General features: G+C 66.9%; 24 protein-coding genes and 1 pseudogene. 10 read left to right on the forward strand and 15 right to left on the reverse strand.

The window, feature by feature from the left end:
- Positions 1 to 7 precede the first annotated feature (7 nt).
- Entirely contained in the window at positions 8 to 694 is a 687-nt protein-coding gene (locus KY572_RS40290) for a hypothetical protein (RefSeq protein WP_224249057.1), read from the reverse strand.
- A gap of 637 nt (positions 695 to 1,331) precedes the next feature.
- Positions 1,332 to 2,324 (reverse strand): hypothetical protein, encoded by a 993-nt coding sequence (locus KY572_RS40295; RefSeq protein ID WP_224249058.1) that lies wholly within the window; start codon positions 2,322 to 2,324, stop codon positions 1,332 to 1,334.
- Between the two features lie 182 nt (positions 2,325 to 2,506).
- Here KY572_RS40295 and KY572_RS40300 point away from each other — a divergent pair, with 182 nt between their 5' ends.
- Both KY572_RS40300 and KY572_RS40305 read left to right on the forward strand, forming a co-directional pair.
- Complete coding sequence (locus KY572_RS40300) at positions 2,507 to 3,364, forward strand: class I SAM-dependent methyltransferase (RefSeq protein WP_224249059.1); 858 nt, start codon at positions 2,507 to 2,509, stop codon at positions 3,362 to 3,364.
- A gap of 99 nt (positions 3,365 to 3,463) precedes the next feature.
- Entirely contained in the window at positions 3,464 to 3,616 is a 153-nt protein-coding gene (locus KY572_RS40305; protein ID WP_224249060.1) for an ATP-binding cassette domain-containing protein, read from the forward strand.
- Between the two features lie 240 nt (positions 3,617 to 3,856).
- Here the strand turns inward: KY572_RS40305 and rpsN are convergent, their stop codons facing one another.
- From rpsN to KY572_RS40340, 6 genes are all read right to left on the reverse strand, one after another.
- The gene (rpsN, locus tag KY572_RS40310) at positions 3,857 to 4,159 is read right to left on the reverse strand and encodes a 30S ribosomal protein S14 (protein ID WP_224249061.1); all 303 of its coding nucleotides are present in this window, start codon (positions 4,157 to 4,159) and stop codon (positions 3,857 to 3,859) included.
- 131 nt (positions 4,160 to 4,290) lie between these two features.
- A complete protein-coding gene (locus KY572_RS40320) occupies positions 4,291 to 4,938 on the reverse strand; it encodes a DUF1826 domain-containing protein (protein WP_224249062.1) in 648 nt (215 codons plus the stop codon).
- On the reverse strand, positions 4,938 to 6,182 hold the full coding sequence (gene zigA / locus KY572_RS40325) for a zinc metallochaperone GTPase ZigA (protein ID WP_224249063.1): 1,245 nt from the start codon (positions 6,180 to 6,182) through the stop codon (positions 4,938 to 4,940). Before zigA ends, KY572_RS40320 begins: the two co-directional genes overlap by 1 nt.
- Positions 6,179 to 6,343: a 50S ribosomal protein L33 gene (rpmG, locus tag KY572_RS40330; protein ID WP_224249064.1), complete on the reverse strand. Its 165-nt coding sequence runs from the start codon at positions 6,341 to 6,343 to the stop codon at positions 6,179 to 6,181. The genes zigA and rpmG overlap by 4 nt, the downstream gene beginning before the upstream one ends.
- Positions 6,344 to 6,544: 201 nt before the next feature.
- The gene (locus KY572_RS40335; RefSeq protein ID WP_224249065.1) at positions 6,545 to 6,964 is read right to left on the reverse strand and encodes a hypothetical protein; all 420 of its coding nucleotides are present in this window, start codon (positions 6,962 to 6,964) and stop codon (positions 6,545 to 6,547) included.
- Between the two features lie 100 nt (positions 6,965 to 7,064).
- Entirely contained in the window at positions 7,065 to 7,214 is a 150-nt protein-coding gene (locus KY572_RS40340) for a DUF5953 family protein (RefSeq protein WP_224249066.1), read from the reverse strand.
- 162 nt (positions 7,215 to 7,376) lie between these two features.
- On the opposite strand from KY572_RS40340, the gene KY572_RS40345 reads away from it, so the two are divergent.
- The 3 genes from KY572_RS40345 to KY572_RS40355 all read left to right on the forward strand — a co-directional run bounded on the left by KY572_RS40345 (position 7,377) and on the right by KY572_RS40355 (position 11,116).
- Positions 7,377 to 7,814, forward strand: coding sequence for a hypothetical protein (locus KY572_RS40345; protein ID WP_224249067.1), 438 nt, complete (start codon positions 7,377 to 7,379; stop codon positions 7,812 to 7,814).
- A gap of 201 nt (positions 7,815 to 8,015) precedes the next feature.
- Positions 8,016 to 9,071 (forward strand): sensor histidine kinase, encoded by a 1,056-nt coding sequence (locus tag KY572_RS40350; RefSeq protein WP_224249068.1) that lies wholly within the window; start codon positions 8,016 to 8,018, stop codon positions 9,069 to 9,071.
- Positions 9,068 to 11,116, forward strand: a complete 2,049-nt coding sequence (locus KY572_RS40355; RefSeq protein WP_224249069.1) for a hybrid sensor histidine kinase/response regulator — start codon at positions 9,068 to 9,070, stop codon at positions 11,114 to 11,116. Before KY572_RS40350 ends, KY572_RS40355 begins: the two co-directional genes overlap by 4 nt.
- Positions 11,117 to 11,192: 76 nt before the next feature.
- Here the strand turns inward: KY572_RS40355 and KY572_RS40360 are convergent, their stop codons facing one another.
- On the reverse strand, positions 11,193 to 13,169 hold the full coding sequence (locus KY572_RS40360) for a hypothetical protein (RefSeq protein WP_224249070.1): 1,977 nt from the start codon (positions 13,167 to 13,169) through the stop codon (positions 11,193 to 11,195).
- 292 nt (positions 13,170 to 13,461) lie between these two features.
- Between KY572_RS40360 and KY572_RS40365 the strand changes: the two genes are divergently transcribed.
- The gene (locus KY572_RS40365; RefSeq protein ID WP_224249071.1) at positions 13,462 to 15,012 is read left to right on the forward strand and encodes an endonuclease/exonuclease/phosphatase family protein; all 1,551 of its coding nucleotides are present in this window, start codon (positions 13,462 to 13,464) and stop codon (positions 15,010 to 15,012) included.
- 112 nt (positions 15,013 to 15,124) lie between these two features.
- On the opposite strand, the gene KY572_RS40370 is transcribed toward KY572_RS40365, so the two are convergent.
- Positions 15,125 to 16,069, reverse strand: coding sequence for a LysR family transcriptional regulator (locus KY572_RS40370; protein WP_224249072.1), 945 nt, complete (start codon positions 16,067 to 16,069; stop codon positions 15,125 to 15,127).
- A 102-nt stretch (positions 16,070 to 16,171) separates the two neighbouring features.
- Between KY572_RS40370 and KY572_RS40375 the strand changes: the two genes are divergently transcribed.
- Together KY572_RS40375 and KY572_RS40380 are read left to right on the forward strand one after the other, a co-directional pair.
- Positions 16,172 to 17,044 (forward strand): aldo/keto reductase family oxidoreductase, encoded by an 873-nt coding sequence (locus KY572_RS40375; protein WP_224249073.1) that lies wholly within the window; start codon positions 16,172 to 16,174, stop codon positions 17,042 to 17,044.
- A gap of 275 nt (positions 17,045 to 17,319) precedes the next feature.
- The gene (locus KY572_RS40380) at positions 17,320 to 18,105 is read left to right on the forward strand and encodes a YihY/virulence factor BrkB family protein (RefSeq protein ID WP_263452375.1); all 786 of its coding nucleotides are present in this window, start codon (positions 17,320 to 17,322) and stop codon (positions 18,103 to 18,105) included.
- A gap of 90 nt (positions 18,106 to 18,195) precedes the next feature.
- Here the strand turns inward: KY572_RS40380 and KY572_RS40385 are convergent, their stop codons facing one another.
- The 3 genes from KY572_RS40385 to sitA5 all read right to left on the reverse strand — a co-directional run bounded on the left by KY572_RS40385 (position 18,196) and on the right by sitA5 (position 21,036).
- Positions 18,196 to 18,585, reverse strand: a complete 390-nt coding sequence (locus KY572_RS40385) for a hypothetical protein (RefSeq protein ID WP_224249075.1) — start codon at positions 18,583 to 18,585, stop codon at positions 18,196 to 18,198.
- 340 nt (positions 18,586 to 18,925) lie between these two features.
- Entirely contained in the window at positions 18,926 to 19,528 is a 603-nt protein-coding gene (locus KY572_RS40390; protein ID WP_224249076.1) for a hypothetical protein, read from the reverse strand.
- Between the two features lie 17 nt (positions 19,529 to 19,545).
- Entirely contained in the window at positions 19,546 to 21,036 is a 1,491-nt protein-coding gene (gene sitA5 / locus KY572_RS40395; RefSeq protein WP_456077675.1) for a SitA5 family polymorphic toxin, read from the reverse strand.
- Between the two features lie 91 nt (positions 21,037 to 21,127).
- Between sitA5 and KY572_RS48335 the strand changes: the two are divergent.
- Both KY572_RS48335 and sitI6 read left to right on the forward strand, forming a co-directional pair.
- A pseudogene (locus KY572_RS48335) lies at positions 21,128 to 21,202 on the forward strand (SitA family polymorphic toxin lipoprotein); the annotation flags it as partial.
- A 24-nt stretch (positions 21,203 to 21,226) separates the two neighbouring features.
- Positions 21,227 to 22,138, forward strand: coding sequence for a SitI6 family double-CXXCG motif immunity protein (sitI6, locus tag KY572_RS48270; protein ID WP_224249078.1), 912 nt, complete (start codon positions 21,227 to 21,229; stop codon positions 22,136 to 22,138).
- Here the strand turns inward: sitI6 and KY572_RS40405 are convergent.
- Both KY572_RS40405 and KY572_RS40410 read right to left on the reverse strand, forming a co-directional pair.
- Positions 22,125 to 23,261 (reverse strand): hypothetical protein, encoded by a 1,137-nt coding sequence (locus tag KY572_RS40405; protein WP_224249079.1) that lies wholly within the window; start codon positions 23,259 to 23,261, stop codon positions 22,125 to 22,127. The genes sitI6 and KY572_RS40405 overlap by 14 nt on opposite strands.
- A gap of 366 nt (positions 23,262 to 23,627) precedes the next feature.
- Entirely contained in the window at positions 23,628 to 23,942 is a 315-nt protein-coding gene (locus KY572_RS40410) for a hypothetical protein (RefSeq protein WP_224249080.1), read from the reverse strand.
- Positions 23,943 to 23,977: the final 35 nt, after the last annotated feature.

Here is a 23,977-nt window from a genome sequence, read left to right on the forward strand (position 1 = left end):
CGCTGGCCTACGGAGGCGTCATCTCCGAGCAGCCCGAGCTGGCCGTGACCTGGAAGGCCAGATCATCCCGGTCGTTGTACCCATCGCCCGCGCACGAGCTCGACGCGCCCATGTAGCGCATGGCCGCGCGCACCGCCTGAAGGCCGGTACCGCTCGAGGGCAGGGTGTACGTGGCCCTCAGGGTGTTCGCGCCAGGACCCGCGGGCGTCAGGACCTTGAACAGCGTCCACGCGGGATTGTGGGCGTCCTCGGTCGAGTACAGATCCACCCTGTTGCCGAGGGAGTACGCCCAGAAGGAGACCTCGACGGTGACCTCCTTGCCCGGCGCCAGCTCGCTCCCATCCGTCGTGTACACCCGGATCCGGTCGATCGACTCGTCCGCGTGGTAGGTGCCCGCCGAGCCGTCGAGGCACGTGCCTCCCAGCGTGTTGGGCGCGTGGGGCTCGGGGCCCAGCGGCCCGCGACCATCGAACAGCTCGCCGGAGTCGCACCCCGAGGCGCTCTCGCCGCACACGGGCACCTGCAGCGTGGCGTCATGGCTCGCCGTCGCCACCGACAGCGCTGGCGCCATCGCCCCGGTGAGCACGAACGCCGCGTCCTCCCCGGTGCCCCCCGGCGGCTCACACGCCACGACCAGGCTCATCACCCCCGACAGCAGGAACACCGACTTCCGACTCGTACCTCTCCATCCCATGACTGCGCTCCAACGTGGATTGAGCCCCTGGCGACCTCCAGCGGAGTCCAAGGGGTGCATGTGCGGTGACTCGGGCGGGCCCGCTCGCGTGTCGGGCCCAGGTCGCGGGGAAGCCCAGTGCACGCGGCGGTCCAGCACCGCTTCCGCGCGCCACCGCAGCGCTCCGCTGGCCGAGCGAGCAGGAGACACCAGCGGTTCCGAGAACTTGGAGCGAGCCCGGCGGTTCCGAGTGCCGAGGGACAAGCCCCCTACCGTCCGCGAGCAGAGACTGGCAGTCCATGCCACGAGACGGTGGAGGAGGGAGAAGCTCCCATCGGGGAGTGAAGCTCGTGTCCCAGGAGGCCTGTTGAAGAAAGCTCAGGCGGGCCTTCGCCTCTCTGCTTCCGGGGGAACTCCACATGCTCCACGAGAGCCGCTACCCATCATGTCGTTCCGTCGTGCCGGTGCTGCTGCTGCTGTGGCTGGGTTGCAGTCCCTCGGGTCCAAGATTCCCGAAGGCCCGAGGGCGCCAGCTCCCAGGAGGCCCGACAATTCCGGACGGCGGTGAGCGGGCAGGCGATGATGGCTCCGGGCTGGGGCTCCACCGGCTCCTTGTCCGCGGGCCGGCGGTGACGCGAGCGGCGTGTGGTGACTGGCTTCACTTCCGCACGACGTGACAGAGATGGTCCTTCCTGCGGTCGAAGACAGGGCTGCACCGCAGCAGCGGTGCTCTCGGAGCCCCCTTGGCGAGAGGCTTTGTCTCCTGGGACATCTTGCACAGCGAGCTCTCCAGGTCGTACCAGTGGCAGGATGCCGCGCTCATGGCCTGCAGGGGGCCCCAGCTCGCGGAGCGGCTCTTCTCCTCGTTGCACACCTCTTCCTCCGGTCCTGGGTTCACACACCGGAGCGCCGGCCCGTGGGCCGCATCCGCACCCGAGGGCTCCAGCCCCTCGCACCACCGCCTGAGCACGCGCTGCCGGCAGGTCTCGAGCGTGTCGCGATACGGCGTCTGGGTGAGCTCGAAGGCCCGCAGGGTGGAAGACAGCCCCACGGCCTGGGCCTGGCCGCTATTGTTCGGATCGTAGACGCCGTGGCTCCAGAAGGGGCGGACCTCGCGGAACGCGGCGAGCGCTGGAGCAGCCCTGAGTGGCACGCTGCAGGCGTCTCCAGCGGCTGCTCCCACCAGCGTCCTCGAGACGGTCTCCAGGGAGCAGGGCTGGCAGGTCACCGCCTCGCGCTGCACCGCGACAGGGATGACCGGCAGCTTCCCTGTCCGCAGCCACTCGAGCTCGGCATCGTCTCTGGAGGCGGGCCGGGTCCGGGAACACAGCCACACGGACTCAGGCGTGTCGTTGGCGTACATCAGGTAGTGCTGCCCGGCCTCGAACGGGATGCTGCAATCGCCGCCCCCGCCCGTCGGGAGTTGAAGCTTCGTTCCGACCTCGAGCTTCCCCTTGAAGACCTCGAGCACCTCGACGGAGGCCTTACCGCCGAAGGGGCGTTCTTCTACAGACAGGACCCGGCCGTAGTAGATCGCCGCGGAGCCCTGACGCGCCTCACGCAGGTTCGTGGCGAGCTCGGGCGAGCCCCCCTCGCAGCTACAAGCCTCGGAGGAGGCAGGCCAGCCCCAGGCCAACAACACCAGTCCCATGCCTGCCAATCGTATGAGCATGGTGAAAGCCTACCACCTCCAGCGAGTGCTACCGCGCCAGCTCCGGGTGGCGGTGACGGGCCCGTTACTACACCCGGGGGCGAATCGTTCACGAGCGCTCCTTTACATGCAACTTTGTTGCATATAATGTCCGGTCCCAACACGACCCGAGGAAGACGATCATGGCCAACGAGCAATCCGACCCTTGGGGACAGCACGCCGCGACGTACGCCCGGTTCGGCTCCCCATTCACCGGGTACATCGGGCAGTCGCTGTTCCTCTCGGTCGCGGGGCGGCTGCCGCGCGAAGCGCGCATCCTCGAGATTGCGTGTGGCACCGGTGATCTCGCGCGCGCCGCGGTCCTGCACTGCCTCGAGGAGCGGCGCACCACGGGCAGGTGTGGCAGCGTCGTCGCCACGGACTTCTCGCCTGGGATGGTGGAGCTCGCGAAGAGGACCCTCGCTGCCTTCGGCGTACCCGACGTCGCTCGATGCGAGGTTCAGGACGGGCAGGCGCTCGGTTTCGACGCGGACAGCTTCGACGCGGTGTTCTCGGCGTTCGGCATCTTCCTCTTCCCGGATCGAGCCGCGGGCTGGCGCGAGGCGGCGCGCGTGCTGCGTCCGGGCGGGCTGTTCGCGACGGCGGTGTGGCGAGGGCCGGAAGACAACGCCCTGGCGCGGCTCCAGATGGCTCCGGTCATGTCGGCCCTGCCGGAGCGGGTTCGCGCCTCGCTGCCGCGCCCGCCCTGGCTCGACATCGCCTCGGCCGAGGGGCTCACGAAGGAGGTCCGCGCCGCCGGGTTCGTGGCACCGGAGGTCTCGGTGTTCAACGCGGTCCTGACGGCGCCAACCCCCCGCGCGATGTGGGACATGATGCGAGACAACCCCGTCTCGCGGTTGATGCTCTCGGCGTGCTCCCACGAGGAGCTCGCTGCCGTCGAGAGGTCGGTGCTCTCGACCTTCGAGGAGATGGCGGGGGGGACGGACCGGCCGGTGCGGTTCGATGCATCCTGCCACTTCCTCATCGCGCGCCGCGCATGAGCCCATTGCGGTGACTGGAGCGAGAGCAATGGCGAACCCAGTCACACCCATCCGGTGAAGCGGGCGGACAGCCCGTCGGGGTTCAAGGAGGCATGATCGATGGCCGCGGAAGCATCGCTCGTACTCATCCGGGATCTGGTCGTGCGCTATGGCGAGCGGGCGGTGCTGAACCAGCTCTCGCTGACGGTCGGCGCCGGCGAGGTCTACGCCCTGCCTGGCGGAAATGGAGCGGGCAAGTCGACGACCTTGTAGGCGCTCCTGGGCTTCGCGCGGCCTGGAGCGAGCGGCTCGGGCACATCCTGCCGGGCGTGGGCGTGCAGCTGGCGCTGCATCGCCTGGCCGACACCGATCCTCGGGCGCAGATGGGCTATCGCCTTCCGCCCCCGAGACGAGGGCGGTCGCTGGCCGGCCTCGCTGCTCGCAGGCCTGGCGCCGTCACCGTGCTGGTGGCGGCGGCAGGCCTCTCCTACCGCGGTTCCAAGGACTTCCGTTTCACCAGCTGGACTTGGTGACGCCGGTCAGGTGGCCCGCCAGCGCCTTCTCCCGGAAGGCGATGCGCGACATCCTGAACTTGCGCAGGTTTCCGCGCGGGCGGCCGGTGATCGCGCAACGGAGGGTGACCCGGATCGGGTTGGAGTCACGCGGTAGCTTTGCCAGCGCGCTCTGCGCCGCCATGCGTTCCTCGAAGGTCGTCGCGGTGCGGATGGCCTCCTTCAGCGCCGCTCGCCGCGCCGCATACTTCACCACCATCTTCTTGCGCTGCTCGTTCTTCGCGATCTTGCTCTTCTTCGCCACGATGTTCCCCTTTCAGAACTGCTCGCCCCGCTCGCGCAGCTCACGCAGCACGCGGTCGATGCCACGCTTGTTGATGATCCGGATCCCGTGCGCACTCACCCGAAGGCGCACGAGACGGTTCGCGGCTCGGCTCAGTCGACGGCGTCAATCGAGAGCATGATGCGACGCTGCCCGTGGGGAACGGCCGGTGAGCGATGGACGACACCGTTGCCGGCATTTCCAGGCCACGCCTCTCCCTTGAGCAGGGCCACGTCGAACGGCTCCAGTGCCCGCGGGCGACCTCCCGGGCGCAGCACCTCCCCTGTAGGGCCCAGGCCCCCACGCACCACATCGCCGTTCTCCAGCCACTCGGTGGCGGGGCCCGCGTAGGTGCACAGCAGCCGGACGCCGACCCGATCCACGTGGAAGCGCGGGCACATCTCCCGGTCGAGCGTGGTGAGCCGCACCCCCAGCCACCTGGCTTCGAAGAGATCCGCATAGAGCCGCACCACGCCGTGCAGCTCGTCGAGCCACTCTTCACGCTCGCGTGTGTCGGGCAGCTCCGCCAGCGCGGGGCGCAGGTCCACACACTGCGCGTCCATCCGCGTGGCCACCCGTAGCAGGTGCTCGGCACAAATGCCGTTCAGCCACTGGCCCAGGGTGGGCTCCAGGCTGCGACGCCACACGCAGAGATTGATTCCCTCCCGGTAGATCTCCGTGAGGTCCGCGGGCTCGGAGACGAAGAGATGAGAGCTTCGCCAGGCCCCCACCGCGCGCGCTTCGCGAAGTGCGGTTTGCATCACGCGCCCCTCGCCTCGTCCGTGGTGTCGTCCGTGCGCACCACCTCCCAGGCGGGGAAGGGATCCTTCAGCCGTGTCCACCCCTTCGGCCCCCGCTCGAGCTCGCGCGAGGTGAGCAGGCACTTCTCGAGCTGGCGGCGGATCTCCTCGTGGTCCGCGTCCTGCGTGATGAAGACGAGCTCCTGACGGCGGTCTCCGTAGGGGCCCTGGAGCTCTCGTTGGATCTCGGCGCGAACCTCGGGATCCTCGGGCCACTCGTCGCGCGGCAGCGCGGCCCACCACAGCCCCGCGGGCTCGAAGCTGCACGCGCCGCCGGCCTGGGCCCACACGCCGGTGATGTCCATGCGCGTGGCGAGCCAGAAGAAGCCCTTGCTGCGCAGTACTCCCTTCCAGCTCCCATGCAGGAAGTCCCAGAAGCGCTGGGGATGGAACGGCACCCGGCTGCGGAAGACGAAGCTGCGGATGCCGTATTCCTCCGTCTCCGGCGTGTGCTCGCCGCGCAGCTCCTTGAGCCAGCCGGGAGCGCGACGTGCGCGCTCGAAGTCGAAGCGTCGCGTGTCGAGCACCTCGGAGAGAGGCACCCGCCCGCGCTCCGCCAGGACCAGGCGCGCCTCCGGGTTGAGCTTACGCAGGACGCCCTGGAGCCGCGCGAGCTCCTCCGGGGAGACCAGGTCCGTCTTGTTGAGCACCAGGACGTCGGCGAACTCCACCTGCTCCACCAGCAGGTCCACGACGGTCCGCTCATCCTCCTCGGCGGCGGCCAGCCCGCGCTCCGCGAGCCCGTCTGCGCCCTCCCAGTCCTTCAGGAAGTTGAAGGCGTCCACCACCGTCACCATCGTGTCCAGGCGCGCCACGTCGGACAGGCTCCTGCCCGCCTCGTCGGCGAAGGTGAAGGTCTCCGCCACGGGCAGGGGCTCCGAGATGCCGGTGGACTCGATGATCAGGTAGTCGAAGCGCCCCTCTCGAGCGAGCCGACCCACCTCCTGGAGGAGATCCTCCCGGAGCGTGCAGCAGATGCAGCCGTTGGACAGCTCCACCAGCTTCTCGTCCACGCGGCTGAGCGAGGCGCCGCCCTGGATGAGCCGGGCATCGATGTTCACCTCGCTCATGTCGTTGACGATGACGGCGACGCGCCGGCCCTCGCGGTTGTTGAGGAGGTGGTTGAGCAGCGTCGTCTTGCCCGCGCCGAGGAAGCCAGAGAGCACGGTGGTCGGCAGGCGCTTGTCCGGAAGGGGAGCACTCACGGCTTGCCCTCCACGAACAGCACGTGCTTGCGCACGCGGGGGTCGTACTTCTTGAGCTGGAGCTTGTCCTGCGACTTCCGCTTGTTCTTCGTCGTCGTATAGAAGTAGCCGGTGCCGGCGCTGGAGACGAGATGGACGATGGTTCGGTTGCCCTTGGGCATGAGCTGACTCCGCGTGCGCGCCACGCCGCACGCTGAAACGGGGAAAGAGGCTCCAAGCCCTCGAACGAGACGACTGCGCGCCAGGCCGCCGCGAAGCGGGCCTCTCCCTCCTCGAGAGGGGTGGCGCCACCATCGTGTCCACGGGATTGGAGGAGAAGGGCCCGGCGCATGCACCGAAGCCCCGACGATCACAGCCCGGGATCAGCGGACTGGAGGCGAGGACTTGGGCGCGAGCGCCAGCAACGGAACGGAGGGCTCGAGGCCGTGCCACTCCCGGAGTCCGAGCGGACCCCGAGGTTCATCCGTCCGCACGAGCTCGCGAGCCCCGGGAGCGCCCGCCTGTCGCGGCGCGATCCAGGCCAGCAGACAGCGCTCATGAGGACCCTCGCCCTCCGCTCCACGCGAGAGTGCTTCGACATCGTCCCGCTCTCCACCCGAGCGTGCGCTCTGGGATGGAGCCGCCGACTCCTCCCGCGAGAGCTCCTCGAGCGCCTGGTGCTCGGGGCAGAACCGATGAGCGTGCGTGCTGGAGTGCAGCAACGCCAGCAGCGGGAGCGCCAGCCACAGGGCCGCGAGGATGGCTGCGCAGGCGCGCTGGGGCTGGCGGAGACGTCGACTCATTCGAGAGTGAAGATGTAACGTGGTTGCAATATGAGGTCAAGGGAGGAAAGACGCATCATCGGGCCGGTGGTGCGCGCCTGGGGACGCCCAGCAGCCCCACTCAGCCCGGAGTCACGCGCCCGCCAATCTCCGGGAAGCGCTCATACGCGCGCAAGAGCGCCGCGAGGTGCGCGGGGTTGTCGAGATCAAGCGGCGTATCCGTGAGTCGATCCTGCCGGGCGCGGCGGGAATGAACCGGTATGCTTGTCATACCAGTCGGCCTCGAGCGCGGGCCTCAGCCCCGCGATGGACAGCCCCCATGGGGCGCGTGCGAGTCCCAAGGTCTGGGAAGATAGGAACGCTCTTTCCCATACTCCCGAGGAGCCCGGCAGCGGGTTGCCGAACAACGCGCGCCGTGCAGTATCCTCGTCGCGTGACGACCCTGCGCACGCTCACCGACCTGATGGACGAGGTGCACGGCCGCGCCCGCGAGTGGGCATCGCCGCAGGAACTCGGCGTCGATCGCGACACGGTCAGGGCCGCCTGGCTCGCGAGCGACGATCCGCTAGCGATGCTGCTCCTGCTGGCCGCGCTGCATCCCCGCCGCCACGAGGAGAAGTGCATCGAACTGGCGACCGGGATGTCGTTCTTCCGTCCCATGCTGCTCGAAGCAGACTCGATGAGTCGCCGCCGCAGCGGCATGAATTTCAATGGGGCGAGTCCGTTCCGCTTCATCAAGCTCTGGCAGCTGCTGCGCGCCGCCTGGCGGGTGATCGATGACACCGAGCGGTCGCGGCTCGAGCCCCAGCTCGCCGCGGCGATCCGTGTCGTCGTCCCCGATCCGTTCACGCTCGTCGGGCCCGCCACATAGGTCCCGGGGTGGGCGGCCTCTTCAAAAGCAACCCTTGTTCAGGTCTGGATAGAGCTGGCCTGCGCAGGGACTGGACAGACCTTGCACAAAGCCTGACCCGCATACATCGTGAGCAAGCTTTGGCAGCGCCCCCTCTGGAATGGCCTCTTCGCTCGCAGGGTACCAAGGCACAGGAAACGCCAGTGACGCGGGAGCTGCCCTATGCCTTCGCCAACTTCAGACACAGCGCGGACGAATCACATCCCTCCGATCCAGGACTCTGGCAGCCTGCGCGACTTCCTGGAGGCGGCGCCGGATGCCATCGTCATGGTGGACGACACAGGCCACATCGTGGCCGTCAATGTCCTGGCCGAGCAGATGTTCGGCTATTCCCACGACGAGCTGGCGGCTCAGCCACTGGAGCTGCTCGTGCCCGAGCGGTACCGGCAAGCCCATGAGCTCCATCGCCAGTCCTACATCAACGCGCCCAGGACGCGCCCCATGGGCGCGGGCCGCTCGCTCACCGGCCTCAAGAAGGACGGGAGCGAGTTCTCCATCGAGATCAGCCTGAGCCCGCTCCGGACGGAGAAGGCGCTCTACGTCATCAGCATCATCCGGGACATCACGGAGCGCCGTCGCGCCGAGGAGCAGATCAAGGCCTCTCTGCGCGAGAAGGAGGTGCTGCTCCGGGAGATCCACCACCGGGTCAAGAACAACCTCCAGGTCACCTCGAGCCTGCTCAAGCTCCAGTCCGCCTATATCCGGGACCCTGTCGCCAAGGAGATGTTCGCGGAGAGCCAGAGCCGGATCCGCTCGATGGCGCTCGTCCACGAGAAGCTCTACCGGTCGAGCGATCTCTCCCGCGTCGACTTCGCCGACTACGTCCAGAGCCTCGCCTCGCTGTTGTTCCGCTCGTATGGGACCGACCCCCAGCGCATCTCCCTCAGGGTGGAGGGCGGCCCGCTCCTGCTCAGCATCGAGACGGCCGTGCCGTGCGGACTCATCGTCAATGAGCTGCTCTCCAACAGCATCAAGCATGCCTTCCCCAATGGCAGGCAGGGGAACATCGTCGTCGGTGTCGGGACGGACGAGCGGGGGTGTGTCATCCGGGTGGCGGATGATGGAATCGGGCTCCCGGAGAGCCTCCGGCTCGAGCAGACGGAGACCCTGGGGCTGCAGCTCGTCCGGACCCTGGCAGGCCAGCTTCGCTCCAGCATCGAACTGAACCGGGCCGGGGGGACCTCATTCAAGCTCCACTTCACGGAGGTGAGGGCTTGAATCCCCTGCAGCCGGACCTGCCCAACGTCACCGGAGCGAGGGTCCTCATCGTCGAGGACGAGAGCATCATCGCCAAGGACATCGAGCTGAGCCTCAAGAGCCTGGGGTACCAGGTCTGCGGCATTGCCGACACGGGGTTGGGAGCCATCGAGAAAGCCGAAGAGACCCGGCCCGACGTGGCGTTGATGGACATCCGCCTGCGGGGAGACATGGACGGCATCGACGCGGCGAGGCGGATCCACCAGCGGCTCTCCATCCCCATCGTGTTCCTCACTGCCTACGCCGACGAGGCGACGCTCGCGCGGGCCCAGCTCGCCACCCCCTTCGGCTACATCCTGAAGCCCTTTGACGAGCGGGATCTGCACGTCTCCCTGGTCATGGCGATGTGCAGACACAAGGCCTATGCCGAGGTCGAGGAGCGCGTCCGGGAGCGCACCCAGGAGCTGGCGCGCAGTGAGGAGCGCTTCCGGCTCCTGGTGAACTCCGTGAAGGATTACGCCATCGTCATGCTCGATCCCGAGGGCCACATCACCAGCTGGAACGCGGGTGCCGCGAGCATGACAGGCCATGCCTCCGAGGAGATCCTCGGGCAGCCCCTGTCCAGCTTCTATCCCAAGGAGGAGCGCCAGCGGGGCCAGCCGGCGAAGGGGCTGGAGGAGGCGGCCCGAGAGGGGCGCTTCGAGCAGCAGGGGTGGCGTCAGCGCAAGGATGGCTCCACCTTCTGGGCGCATCTCATCCTCACCGCCGTTCGGGATGAGCAGGGCCAGCTGCGCGGCTTCGCCGCGGTGACACGGGACCTCACGGAGCAGAAGAGAGCCGAGGAGGAGCGCGCCGACCTGCGCGCGCGCGAGCAGGAGGCCCGCCTCCGGGCCGACCTGGAGCGTGCGCGCCTCTACTCCGTGGTGATGAACATCCCCGCGAGCATCTCCATCGTCCGCGGCCCCCACCACGTCTATGAGCTGTCCAATCCCACCAACAAGCACCTGCTGGGCAGAGACCCGGTAGGGCAACGGCTGGTGGACCTGCTCCCCACCTCGCGCGAGCGCGGCCTGGTTCAACTGATGGACCGGGCGTACGAGCAGGGAGAGACCATCGCCAAGACCGAGTTCGCGATTCAAGTCCCCCTGCCGGAAGGAGGCCAGGAGGAGCGCTTCGTGAACTTCGTCTGCCAGCCGCTGCGAGGCCCTGATGGCCAGCCCGAGGCCGTCTTCACATTCACGGTCGATGTGACGGACGAGGTGAGGACACGGCGCAAGCTGGAGGACCTCGCCCGGGAGCGCGAGCGGCTGGTCGCCGAACTCCGGGAGGCGATCCGGGTCCGCGACGAGTTCCTCTCCATCGCCGCGCATGAGCTGAAGACGCCGCTGACCGCGATGGAGCTGCAGCTCTCCCTGCTGGATCGGACCGCCACCGGTGTGTTGCAGGGGACGGCCTCCGCCGCGGAGAAGCTCGTGACGAAGATCCAGCAGATCGCGCGGCAGGTGGAGCGCCTCACCGGGCTGACCGCCAACCTGCTGGATGTCTCACGGGCGGTCGCCGGCCGCCTGATGATCGCTCCCGAGGACACCGACTTCGGCTCCGTGATCGAGGATGTGTTGGACAAGTTCCTGGAGCAGGCGGAGCGCGCGGACTGCGAGCTCCGGGTGGACCTCGAGCCGGGCTGCGTGGGGCACTGGGATCGCCTCCGCCTGGACCAGATCGTGACGAACCTGCTCTCCAACGCCATCAAATACGGCGCGGGAACGCCCGTGGAGCTCCGCCTCCGCTCCCAGGGCGACAGCGCCATGCTGACCGTCAAGGACTTCGGCATTGGAATCGCCATCGAGGACCAGACCCGCGTCTTCGAGCGCTTCGAGCGCGCAGTGTCCTCGCGCCACTTCGGCGGGCTCGGGCTCGGGCTCTGGATCGTCAGGCAGGTCGTCACGGCCATGGGAGGAGCCATCACCGTGAAGAGCGAGCCTGGGAGCGGCTCGGAGTTCACCGTGGTGCTGCCCAAGATGCCCCCCGTCCAGCCCCAGGCAGCGGCCGGTGGCCAGGCAAGTTAGCGCCTGGCCTCGAGTTCAGAGCGGGTTCGCGACCGCGACGCTCGGGCAGCCCCACGGCGCAGGTGGCGCCTGGAGGCTACGGCTGGAAGTAGAAGGAAGTCACCGAGCGCGAGGTGTCCGCCTGAAAGGTGGAGTAGGTCGCCGGGTGGGCTCGGAGGTGGAGCAACCCCCTCTCGGAAGTGGTGAAGCCAGCGCTCATGCTGCAGACGCGCAGGTTCGGGTCCGAGGTCAACTGGCACGGAAGCGTGCGCCCAAGGTTGTATTGGATGAACTCGGAGAGCCTCGTCACGTTGTCGCCCTTGTAGAGGCGGACCGAGAGCGCACGGTCCGTGCCATCCCAGCTACTGGGCACGGTGAACACCATCATCGTCTGCGAGCTCTTCAAGTCCAGCGTCTGGGCCGTCTCCGGGGTGTACCACTTGGGAGTGTGGCTGTTCAGGAAAGGCGTGAAGGTGGTCGTCGTCCAGGCGGAGACCGCATTGGTGGCGGCGTCGCGGGTGCGAACCCGCCAGGTCCACGGCGCGCTCCCCAGCGGCAGTCGCACGGGGAAGGACTGAGAGAAGTAGGTGAAGCAAGTCCCAGGGCTGTCCGAGGAGGTGCAGCTGTTGCTCTCTTGCATCTGGAGGACGCCGCTGGAATCGAGCACCTGGATTTCAAAAGTGAAGAAGCTGGCGGGGTAGTTGGGATTGGGGGGCGGCATCCAGCGGAAGCGAGGGTAGTAGTCCGCGGCGCGCTCCCCCTCCACGGGCGAGGTCTGGACCGGCATGGGAATGCCTCCCGGTGTGCACGTGGTGGTGCAGCGGAAGGTGTCGTCCGCGGGCGTGGCCGTGTCCTTGCCGGAGACCTGCTCCCATCTGCCACTGTCCTGGGTGGTGAGGTTGGTGTCCGGGTCCATGATGCGCGCGGTGTCCGCCAGGGGCGTCTTGGCCGAGTGCGACTTGCGGCCGGTGCCGAAGCACGTGCCGGTGGAGTCTGCCGTGCACTCATTGGGGGCGGCGAAGGCGAACGACCAGAAGTACAGCTTGGGGGCGGCCACATGCCGGCCCGCCACGTCTGTCCACTCCAGGAAGTCTGGGAAGTAGGTGGTGCGTCCGATGAGGGGGATCATCGCGTCGTTGGCGTCTCCGCCCAGATCGTTGACGCCCGACGTCTTCGTCCACTCGAACACCACGCCCTTGGACTTCAGAAAGGAGACGTGCTCGCGGATCGCCTCGGTCGTGTACCGGTTGTTGAAGTAGGGCTTGATGGGGAGCCGGCTCCAGTAGGGGTCCAGCAGCGCCACGCGCTTGGGCTTGCGGCTGGCGGCCAGCGACGTGTCGTCGTACGCCAGCCGCGTCATGCCAAGGGCCATCTGGTTGCCCAGGGAGTGGCCCACGATCCGGATCTCCGGACCGGCATACTTCGAGAGCGCGGCCTTGTAGGCGGTGTAGAAGAGCTGACGGGCGGGCGCCGGAGCCTGGCTCGCGGTGTTGAACGTCCCATCACACTTGCGCCAGCGCAGGCGGTAGTCGTTGGCCGTCGTGGCGAAGTTGTTCGTCCAGATCTTGGCCTCCGGGCCGATGGGCGTCGGCAGCACATCGTCGTCATCCGCCAGCTGCGTCCAGTGGAAGATGCCCACGTTGTAGCCGGCATCCACCCAGGCATTGGCGACGTTGACGTTGCCCACGTCCCAGAAGAACTCCTCGCGGCCATTGGAGGTATTCGTCCCCGCCACGAGGTTGTCTTTGACCGTGCCCTTCTGCCAGCCGTGCACGTAGATGACCGTGGGCTTCGTCTTCGAGTAGTAGCCCGAGATATCTCGCCCGTCCGTATAGGCCTTCTTGGAGGTGTTGTTCTTGCCGTACCAGTACAGGCCATAGTCCAGGGAGTTGCAGTCGTAGGGCTTCGCGCTGCCGCCTTGGGCGACGACGGCCGACTGCAAGGTGGCGAGCTCGTCCTCACTCAGCACGGTGGGGGCCTGCTCGCCGAACTGCTCCTCGCTCCCCCACTCGGGTGGACCACACGCAATACTCAGAGCCACCGCGGGGACCAGCACATACAGGGCCGTTCTCATCTTCTCTCCTGGGAAGCGAGGAAGTCCGTTCTCCAAGCAAGGCTGAAGCCATTACCAAGTGGCTGAATCCATTGATGTAGGCTGCACCCGTTCGTCAGCGGTGGAGCGCGCCCGCGCACTCCACGTGTCCCAGCGTCGGGACACCTCTGGCGGTCGCGGGATGCTTGCGTTCGCCGCTCCCGGGGGCCGCATCCAGAAGTCACACGCGCGCTTCACACCTTTTTGGGGGTGCGTCTGTCTGTGCGGAGGACGTCACGGTCCTTCGAACTTCCTTCCCAGAAGAGGCCCCCTCATGAAGACGCACGCTCTGAAGCACCGCGGTGCCCCCCCGAAGTGGTCCGCCCGCATGATCGCCGGCGCGGCACTCCTGCTGCTCCCCGCGGCGACCTGGGCGGCGGAGGACGCGTGGGTCCCGGACCACGCCCACGCCACCTTCTTCCGCAACAACACCCTGCAGGACTTCACCGTCCAGGCCATGAGCCAGGTGAGCACGACCTCGGGGTGCTTCGTCGCCCCCGAGGACTACAAGTTCACCAACGGCACCCAGAACGTGCCTGTCGGCGCGGGCCGCGTCACGGAGGTGCTCAACATCGATGACACGGATCACTGCCTGGAGAGCGGCGATGTCTGGCGCTTCGTCCTCGCCATGAATGGATGCCCCACCACCCACGAGTTCCGGGTCCGCGGAGACGGCGCCCTCTCCGTGCGCGGCATCCCGTTCGTGACCTCGCCCCTCCTCACGTCGCTCGACTTCTGCGGAACCCTGGTGCCGACCCGGCTGTTCGCCCGGGGCTCCTACTACGAGTCCGGCGTCTACATCACGCTCGGCGTGGACCCGTACTCCGGCCTGGGGCCCACGCGCCAGCCCAGCGATCCCGACCAGCTCACGGTGACCAGCTACAACACGTACCTCGGCACCGCGTCCAAACCCGAGCGCTGCGAGCGCGCCGATGCCATGGCCCGGGTCCTCCCGCAGCTGGACACCGATGTGCTCGTCCTCGAGGAGATGAACCTGCGCGAGGCCGACTGCTTCGACGGCGTGGAGCTCGCCGCGTACCTCTGGACCGGCGACATGACTTCCACCAATGACGACCACATCGAGAACGACAGCTACGCGCGCTCCACCAGCGGGAGCGGCACCAGCCCCAATGGAGACGACAAGTATGGGCCCGCCAACGGCGCCTTCCCCTACATCAGCCAGTTCGTGAGTGGCATCCCCGTCAACGGGTTCGAGTTCGAGACGGGCGGCGTCGTCATCCTGAGCAAGTACCCCGTGACCATGATCGCCAACCGCACCTATGGCGACCGAAGCACCCCCGAGCAGAAGGGCTTCATCGTCGCCCGGATCCACAAGAGCGTGCTGGGGGCGGGCGCGCGGGACTACTACATCGTCGCCACTCACACGGATTCCGACGCGGATTACCGGCAGCCGCAGATCTGGGAGCTGTCGACCCAGCTGTCCCAGCTGGTCGCGAACCAGAGGATTCCGGCGGGCGCCCGGGTGATCCTCGCGGGAGACCTCAACACGACCGCCAAACAGGGTGAGCTCAGCCCGCTGGCCGTGGACGTCCAGTACTCCCCGGGCCCCGGCACCGAGAGCTACGGCCAGCAGACGCTGGCCAGTTACTACCCGTACAGCCGTGACTCGCGCGTGAACTTCTATCACAACACCGGCAGCACCGGGACCATCGACTGGGTGCTGCCCATGAGCGTTCCCACCGGGGGCTACGACTTCGCCGACCCCCGCTCCTTCAGCTGGCACGTGTTCCCGATTCGCGAGACCCGCTTCAAGTTCGCCGAGCTGTCCGATCACTTCGCCGTGACGGGTCGGTTCACGTACTGAAGCCGAAGCCCGGGAGGCTCCCCGCGAACAGCTTCCTGGGCTCCAGTTGCGCCGGGGCGGAGCCGTCATGGTGGAGGCTCCTCGACCTCGAGGTCCTTCATCCGCACCTCGATCAGCGCGCGTTGCTTGCCCCCCGTCGGCGGGGGCCGGCACGCGCCGCTGGCGGCGGGGTCTTGATGAAATCCACGAAGGCGCGCAGCGGTGTCGGAAGGTAGCGACGACCGGGGTAGTAGAGGAAGGGCCCGGAGAAGCTCAGCCACCACGGCTGGAGCACGGGCACCAGCTCTCCTCGGTCCAGGAAGGGCCGCAGCCAGTCCTCGAACAAGTAGATGATCCCGCAGCCTGCCACCGCGGCATGCACGGCGAAGTCCGTGGCACCTCCGAAACCGGCGACGAGCGGTCCTTTCGGCTCGACGTGGACCGTCTCTCCGCTCCGCTCGAACTCCCAGGCGTGCAGCGGGCCATTCGAGAAGCGCCACGCCAGGCAGTCGTGTTCGAGCAGCTCGCGGGGATGCGTCGGCTGGCCACGGCGAGCGAGGTAGGCGGGTGACGCGGCGGCGGCGTAGCGCTGGACGCGCGGGCCGATGGGCACCGCGACCATGTCCTTTTCGAGGGACTGGCCATAGCGGACGCCGGCGTCGAAGCCCTCCGCGACCACATCGATGCGACGCTCATCGGCGACGACTTCGACACGGATGTCGGGATACTTCGCGAGGAACGGAGGCACGATGCGCGGCAGCACGAGCTTTGCGACCGCGGTCGGAACGTTGAGCTTCAGACGACCCGCGGGGCGATCGCGGAAGTCGTTGACCCCATCGAGCGCGGCGCGCACCTCGCCGAGCGCCGGGGAGATCCGCTCGAGCAGGCGCTTTCCCGCGTCGGTGGGGGTGACGCTGCGGGTGGTGCGATGGAGCAGCCGAACCCCGAGCCGCGCTTCGAGTCGGCGGATGGCGTCACCCAGGCGTGAGGCGCTCGTACCGGCCGCACGGGCGGCGCTGCGAAAGCCGCCCTCACGGGCGACCGTCAAGAACGCGGTGAGGTCGTTCAGGTCATCCATCGATTGTGCAGATTAGCGCACAGCCCGTGCGGACTGTGATGGCTTCTCGCGCAGCGGTGGCCTCGCATATTTCGGGGGGCAACCCGTTCGAAGGAGGACCTCATGACCACCACCCCCCTCGCAGGCAGCTACCCTCTCGGTTCGTTCTCGGTTCGTCGCGTCGGCTACGGCGCCATGCAGCTCGCCGGTCCCGGCGTCTTCGGTCCGCCCAGGGATCGCAGGGCCGCAGTTGCCGTGCTGCGAGAGGCCATCGCTCGGGGAGTCGACCATGTCGACACCAGCGACCTCTACGGACCTCACGTCACGAACCAGATCATCCGCGAGGCGCTGCATCCGTATCGCGACGGCCTGGTCATCGCTACGAAGGTCGGCATGGTGCGCGGTCCTGCGGGCTCGTGGGAGCCTGCGTTCTCCGCGGCCGACATCGAGGTTCAGGTTCACGACAACCTGCGCAACCTCGGTGTGGACGTGCTCGACGTCGTGAACTTTCGTGCGAGCTTCAGCGCCACGGGCCCGGCCGAAGGCTCCATCGAAGCGCCCCTCAACGCGCTCGCGGAGCTTCAGCGTCGCGGCCTCGTGCGGCACATCGGGCTCTCCAACGTCACGCCGACACAGGTCGCGGAGGGGCGGAAGCTCGTCGAGATCGTCTGCGTACAGAACCACTACAACCTGACGCATCGCCACGACGACGCGCTGATCGACGAACTCGCCGCGAGCGGCATCGCCTACGTGCCGTTCTTTCCGCTCGGCGGGTTCACGGCGCTGCAGTCCAGCGCGCTCGACGCGGTGGCCGCGCGCCTGGGCGCGACGCCGAAGCAAGTTGCGCTCGCGTGGCTCTTGCGTCGCTCGCCGAACGTGCTGCTCATCCCCGGAACCTCGTCGCTCGCGCACCTCGAGGAGAACCTCGCGAGCGCCTCGCTGGTGCTGGGCGCTGAAGACGTGGCGACGCTGAACCGTGTCACCGCGCACACCTGACGGCCGTGCGTTCGCCGCGGGACGACGCGTGGCAGTCGAGAAGTCCTGCCCATGCACATCAGGCGCTCAGCCAGATGAGTGAGCAGCGTCCCGTCCTCGTCCACCCAGGGCTGCCGACAGGCGGGGAGAGGCTACCTTTTGTCGAGGTGAGGACCATGGAAGGTGTGGCCAGCGGCCTGACAGGCAAGGAAGCCCTCGGCTCGGACAGAGGCACAAGCGAAACACGCAAGGAGCGGCCTGACGGAGCTGGGCGGTGGAAGGGCATCCTTGGCAGGTTGAGACGGGAGTGGAAGCGCAACAAGCTGAGTGACGCGGCGGCCGCTCTCACGTTCTACGGCGTCCTCGCCTTCTTTCCCTTCCTGCTCATCATCGTCGCCCTGGCGGGCCTGGTCATCCAACCCGCGCAGGTGCAAGCGCTCGTCGGTGAGCTGGGGCGCGCGGCCCCCCAGGCATTCAGCCAGCTCCCCTCCGAGCAGCTCGCGGAGCTCACCTCCGGGCCCCGCAGGGGGCTGCTCACGTTCAGCGCATTGGCCGCGGTGTGGTCGGCGACCGCTGGCGTGGTGAATCTCATGAAGGCCCTCAACACCGCCTACGGTGTGACGGAGGGCCGTCCGCGCTGGAAGGTCTACGGGTTGGCGCTCGGGATGGTGCTGATGGGAGTCGTCCTGGCGCTGCTCGCGGGGCTCGTCGCGGTGGCCGCGCCAGCGCTTGCGACCCGGCTCGGACACCCCTGGACGATGCTCGCTGGCTGGCTGAGGTTGCCCCTCGCGGCGCTGCTGATGATGATCCTCTGGGGAACTCTCTACTCCGTACTCCCGGATACTCGGCGGAGGGCCAGGTTCATCATTCCCGGCTCCGTGGTGGGAGTGCTCGTCTGGCTGGCCGCTTCGCTGGGCTTCTCCGCCTATGTCTCGCACGTCAGCACGTTCGGCATCACCTATGGAGCCTTGGGAGGCATCGTCGTCCTGCTGCTGTGGATGTGGATCTCCTCGCTCGCGCTGATGCTGGGCGCCGAACTCAACGCCGTCCTCGCTAGCCAGCGCTCGGAAGACAAGAGCTGAGCCCACCTCGGTTCGGGGCAGGCGCCGCACCTGCTGACCCTGGTGGCCCGAGGCTCGAGCTACTTCATACGGCTCGCCAATCGGAAGGGTCTAGGACGAGCTCGGAGGGCTGCCGCCGCCTTCGTTGTCCCAGCCGTCCTCCCTCTGGCCCGAGCTCTGCCATGCGGCCGCAGCGTCCTCATGGGGCGGCAGAGGCGAGCTGCTCCAACTGCCGAAGTCTAGAAGCCGAAGGGTGCGCTCCTCGTCGCTCAAGTCGTAGGTCATCCACTGGCCGCCTACGAACACGCGATGCTTTCCCGGTGAGATGTCGGTGACCTCCAGCCAGTGCGGGAGCACAGGAGGGGAATGAAATGCGTCCTGGGCCGCCTTGGACAACGTATCCAGCCGAGACTCGAGTGAAAGGCGCTCCTCGGGAGAAAGCTGGCGGTAGGCCTTCGCAAGCTCCGGCGGGATGATGACGTGATAGGAAGAAGACATCATGGTGTACCTTGGCTTCCCCCATGCTCGACGCGTGGAAGGTCACCGCTGAAGGGGAACCTTTTAAAGATAGTCACGGCCGGGCGAGACCCCAGTGCCCTATGGAGGAGGCAAGCGGGCGCTTGGATGATGTCACTGGCGCGCCCGCCAGAGGCGGCACATGCACCGTGGAGCCCCGCGCGGCCAGGCTGACCTGCTGGGCCAATGGGTACGTGTCGGTCACGTAGTAGCCATAGGGGCCGAATTTGTCCGTCCCGTTGCAGATGTCGAGGTCTCCCGCGACTGTGAATTGTTGGAAATGCTGGCCTCTTCGGAGCTGCACAGAAGCGAGCGCTCTCCGGATTCAGTAGTACACGCCGTCCAGTTTCTCGATGACGGCCCGGATGGCTTCCGGGGTGGTGTCATACCGCTTCGCGAGTTCCGGAGCTGAGTAAGTCACGGCCACCATCGGAACCGGGCTCTCCGCGAAGCCCTGCACCACGACAGGCCCGATCCTCGAGGGCCAGGACAGGGCGCTCAGCTCGCGCCCCCTGCTCACGGGGTCGAAGATGGTAAAGCAAGGCCACCGCGGGAGACGTAAGCTGTTGACATCGCACGCGAGGAAGCGACATCCGTGCAATCGCGCCTCGGAGAAATCACAATCCACAATGCTTCCCTTGCCAGGAGCATATGGCAATTCCCCAAAATCATTCCCGATCAAGTGGCCCTTGAAACGGCAGCCCTGCAAGTGGGCTGTCTCCCAGCGGAAGTCTCTGAGTGGTTTCTTGAAGATGAACGTGCAGTCGATGAATCGCGCTTGGGGAATGACCAGGTCGCGCGAGGCCATCCCCAGCACGAGCGTGCAGTCACTGAGCGTCAAGTCGGGCCCTAGAAACAGAATGACCTTGGAGCCGAATTCAAGCTCCTCCTGAACGAGCGTCATGTGTTCGAGGTTGACTTGAGTCAATTTGCCGTCCTCCCACTTCAGAACGGGATCATTCGAAAGAAGCTCTGCGCCAGGCGACGCCCGTGCAGCTCCAGGTTCGACCTGGTTCCGGAGAGCACCTCATACTGAATGCCAGTGGCAGGGTCAACCGCATCAACTCCCTTGTCGTTCCAGCGCAACTGGTTGAACTCTCTTCTCAGCATCTTCTCCACCCATTGCCCCCGAAACATGCGCTCTGTGATACGAGCCTTCAGGTAATTCCCAGTCGCTCTGGCGTTGCGAATCGCTTGCGCTTGCTGCTCTGTGAATTTGTCAGGACCCCATTGATTGCGATAGCGCACCGCCGATTCCACCAAGCGGTCCCCTACGGGATCACTGAGGGGAATCTCGTTGCTGGATTGTCCAGGTCGCAGGTGCCAGCGCTGGCCGTTCTCCAAGAAGACCTGCTGGTTACCTCCTCGGTGACGGATGAGGGTGGTGACACTCGCCCGCGCCGCCGCGGTCTCTCCCGCCGCAACCGCCCCGCTGCTCCCGGGACGACGAACCATGAGGGTGAAGGTCTGCTCCTCTGCGGCTGCTACCGCCTCCACCTCGGCCGCCGCGGCCAGCCTCAGCCCCCGCGCCTCGGCCCACGCCGCCGCGCGCTCGAAGCCAGGCAGCTTCGGTAGCTTCGCGGCGAACCTCGCCGCCCCGCCCGAAAGCACTGTCGTCACCAGCAGCACCAACACCCGCGCCGTGTTCTCTCCCATCACCTTGCGGAATCGCTCGCTGGCCTGCTCTATCTGCGCGTAGGAGGTGGCTCGATCCACCTCCTGCACCAGCGCGCCCCACCCATCCATCAGGCTCCAGACCGCCTGCACTGGCAGCCACGCCAGCAGCGCCACCGTCAAGCTCGCGGCCAGCACCTTGCTCACCGGCTCGGGCAGCAGCCATAGCAACAGGTAGAAGCACCCGGTCCACACCACCATCGACACCAGCACCGCGGGCGACACCATGTCCTTGAGCGAGGCCCGCGTCTCCTGCAGTACGCCTCTCAGCGCGAGCGCCAGCCCCAGGGTGCGCAGGTCTTCACGCGTCAGCGTAGGCCCGTCAGTGTAGAGCCCGAGGCAATCTCCCCCTCCGTAGTCCCTCTGACACATCCGCTGGTAGCCGCGCCCGAGCTCCGCCACCGAGGCCGCCTCCAGCGGGCTGTCATCCTCCAGGGGCATCAGCCGCACCACCCGCTGTCCCTCCAGGTCGGCTCGCAGGTTCGCGCGTAGCTCTCCCTCCATGAGCCAGCGCCCCAGTTCCTGGGGATCCGTGGAGGGCGCAATCTCCGAAGCCAGCATCCTCATGGCTCGCTGGAAGTCCTGCTGGGGCACCACCACTGGCTCAGGCTGGCCCGTGTCCTGGCTGATCACCCGCACCTCGTAGCGTGCGGCGGCCGGTGTCGATTCGGAGAATTCCCCGTCCGGATACACCACTCGCGGGGTTCCAGAGCAGGCCACCAGCAACACCAGGAACAACGCTCCCACTTCGCGCGGGTTCATGCATCCTCCCTCACGTCGGAGGCCGTCATGCTACGAACGCCCCCAGAGCGAAGCGATGACCCTCCAAGTCCTCCTCCGTATCCCGGCCCTTGAGGAGATCTGGCAGCACGCCATCAAGTTGATCATGAAGTACGATCTGACAGGAGCCTCGATGGTGCCCGACTGAGGAGGCACCCTGAGCGCAAATCGGATGCGATTCTACGAGTTGAGGGAGAACCGAGCGCCGGGCCACACAGGGGACATCCGTGCCGCATCCAAGTGGTTCCTCCCCGGAGCGAAGTGTCCGGGGTGCCGTGCGACATGGGCCAACGCGGCGGTGGCTTACCCCTGCGTCGACCTCTCACGCCATCCCCAGCAGGCGGCGTTCGTGGTGCCAAGGGCTGAGCCTCTTCATGAGTTCGAACGGCTGCGTGAGCTGATCCGCCCCTGGGCTCCTGAAGGAGCGCCTCTTCCTCCCGGAACGCGGTTCGGTCCCCTTGTCGGGAAGGCGTGGGGGCGCTTCGGCTCCTTCTTCTTCCAGAATCCCTGGACGCTGCTGGTGCGACGCGAGGCGATGGAGGCGCTGCAACAGGCCGGCCTTCGGGGGGTGGCGGGGCGTAAGCCCGAGCTGAGCTTTCGTCAAAAGAAAGAGCTGCCAGACCTGCTGGAGCTCCAGCTCATGCCCTGCGGATTGTTGCACGCGGACTGCCTGCGCCAACGTCCAGCGCCTCGGGATGGATGGAATCCTCTTCCACGAGCTACCGCTGCGCTGAGCGGCGAGACTTATGAAGCTCTATGCGTTCAAGGGGACGGAGCCACGTTTCACAGACAACCTGGGGAATGCAAAGCACGAGTGAGGGCTGCCCGGTGTACAGCCCTGTGCCGCGTGTCGCGCGGGAGGTGGGAGCATCGGGCTTCGGTATCCGTGCGTGGACTTCTCGCACCCCGCAGCACCCGGTGCCTGCCACCCCACCTGCCGCAGGCGAACACGCCGAAGTCGAACGTCCTGCTGAGCAACTCGGCCCAGTCCATTCGTGACGTCCCCTGCTTCGGGGTGCGCCCACCCCTGACTGCAAGCCTTGACGCGGGGCTTCTCCAAGAGCGGCAGGCTACTGGCCCGTGACGGTGACCGTTCCCAGGACGGGCGTGGGGGATGTCTGGCTCGGGCTCAACCAGAACGTGCTGGTGCCGCCCTTCGGCACGTAGGGCCAGACCGCGGTGAAGGTGTTTCCGCCATTGCACGCCCAGACCTGCTGAATACCGCCGCTGTTCTGGACCCACACGCACATGCCCGTGTGGCCGGAGCCGGAAAGATTGTACGAGATCGTGGTGCTGCCATTCTGGCCCTCGGGAACGGTCACCACCCTAGGCGATGCGGAGAGGGTGGGGGCCGTTCCCTGGCGCCCCGTCACGACGACCTGGGCGATGTTGGGCGAAGGCGAAGCGCTGCCTCCATTGCTGATCCACACGGTCGACGTCCCCCCCGCAGGCACATAGGGCCAGACCGAGCTATGGGCACCGCCACCGGAACAGCCCCAGAGCTGCGCGCCTCCACCCGAGTTCTGGATCCACACACATGGATTGCTGTAGTTGACCGTGTTCCAGTTGATCGTCGTGGAGCCCCACGACAGTCCATAGGGCACCGTCACGGTCTGCGGCGAAGCCGAGATGCTCGCGGATTGAGGGTAGCAATTCGTGTCCCCTGCAACGCAGGACACGTGCTGCATGACCGAGTCCGGGCCTGAACCCGGGCACGACGCGGGCAGGTTCATCTGAATCACCTGCCATCCTGGCGGGACACCCACCGCGGAGCAGTAGCGCAGGGTGCCTCCGACGGGGATGTCATGGTAGGACCGATAGGTGTATTGATTGAAGCACGCGCCGCCGGGCAGACAGATGCTGTAATAGCCGCTGGTATAGGGGTACGAGCAGGTCGGGACATTGGCCATCTGGACCACCGTCCATCCGTTGGGCGGCAGAGGGCCCTGCGCAGTCGCGCAGTTCGGCCCCGAGGTGGCGTTCGTGCCGATGCCGGACGTGTCAGCCTTCGGCAAGGCCAGGAACGGCAGGGTCGTCACATCCAATACGTCTGGCGCAGTCGTCCCGCCGCTCAGGGGGCGCAGCTCATGGGCTCCAGTGGGGGCCCGGTCGTCCCGTGCCAACCCTTCATCGCCCTCGGGGCTTGCCACGGCGGGGCCCGCCAGCAGGGATGCCAGCGAAAGGGCTGCGATCATCATTGCCTTCATCAGATGGGTTCCTTTGGAGTGCGAGGGACTCTTCCCCGGCAAGTCCAAGGAGACCCTGGCCCAACAAGGTATGCAGGGAGGACTTGTATTTCAGTTCGAGCGGAATTTACGGCCTGGGCCGGAAGAGCTGTCGTTGCGGCAATAACGGAGCCCCTCGCGCCGCCCCATGCGCCCGATGTGGCCGGGTCTCATCGAGCGGCAGGAGCTCGAGTACGTGCGGCACGGCAAGCATGTGTCACCCCTTCATGCGAGGAGGTGATCAGGTTGGAAGGCCGCCACGGTTTCTGCGCAGGTTCATTCGCTCGAACGACTCAATGCCCCGGCCTCGGCGGAGCACCCGCGGTGCTCTTTCGCCGGAGGCGTTGATCACAAGGTGGCGAGCTCAGGCTTGTGGCCGAGCGCGGCTTCGCACTCATGGGTCGTGGTGTAGTGGAGCCTGACCGACTGCCCCATGGGTTCGCCGGGCCAGCGAATGTTCGCGGAACGGACCTCGCCAACGTCGCCCCAATGGATGTGTATCTCTACCGCGAAGTCGTGGAGGCTGGTGTTCCGCGGATTGCGAACGAGATAGATGCCGATGAACTCGTTGCGCCGATCGTTGTCGTATTTGAGCTTGTAGCCGTGAACATCGGTGTTGTTCGCGAGCGCTTGGGTGATCCGATCCGCGTCATATCTGTCCATGGCCGCGATTATATCGGGAGGGGCTCGCGGGGGGG

Source organism: Hyalangium gracile, from assembly GCF_020103725.1.
Classification (GTDB): domain Bacteria; phylum Myxococcota; class Myxococcia; order Myxococcales; family Myxococcaceae; genus Hyalangium; species Hyalangium gracile.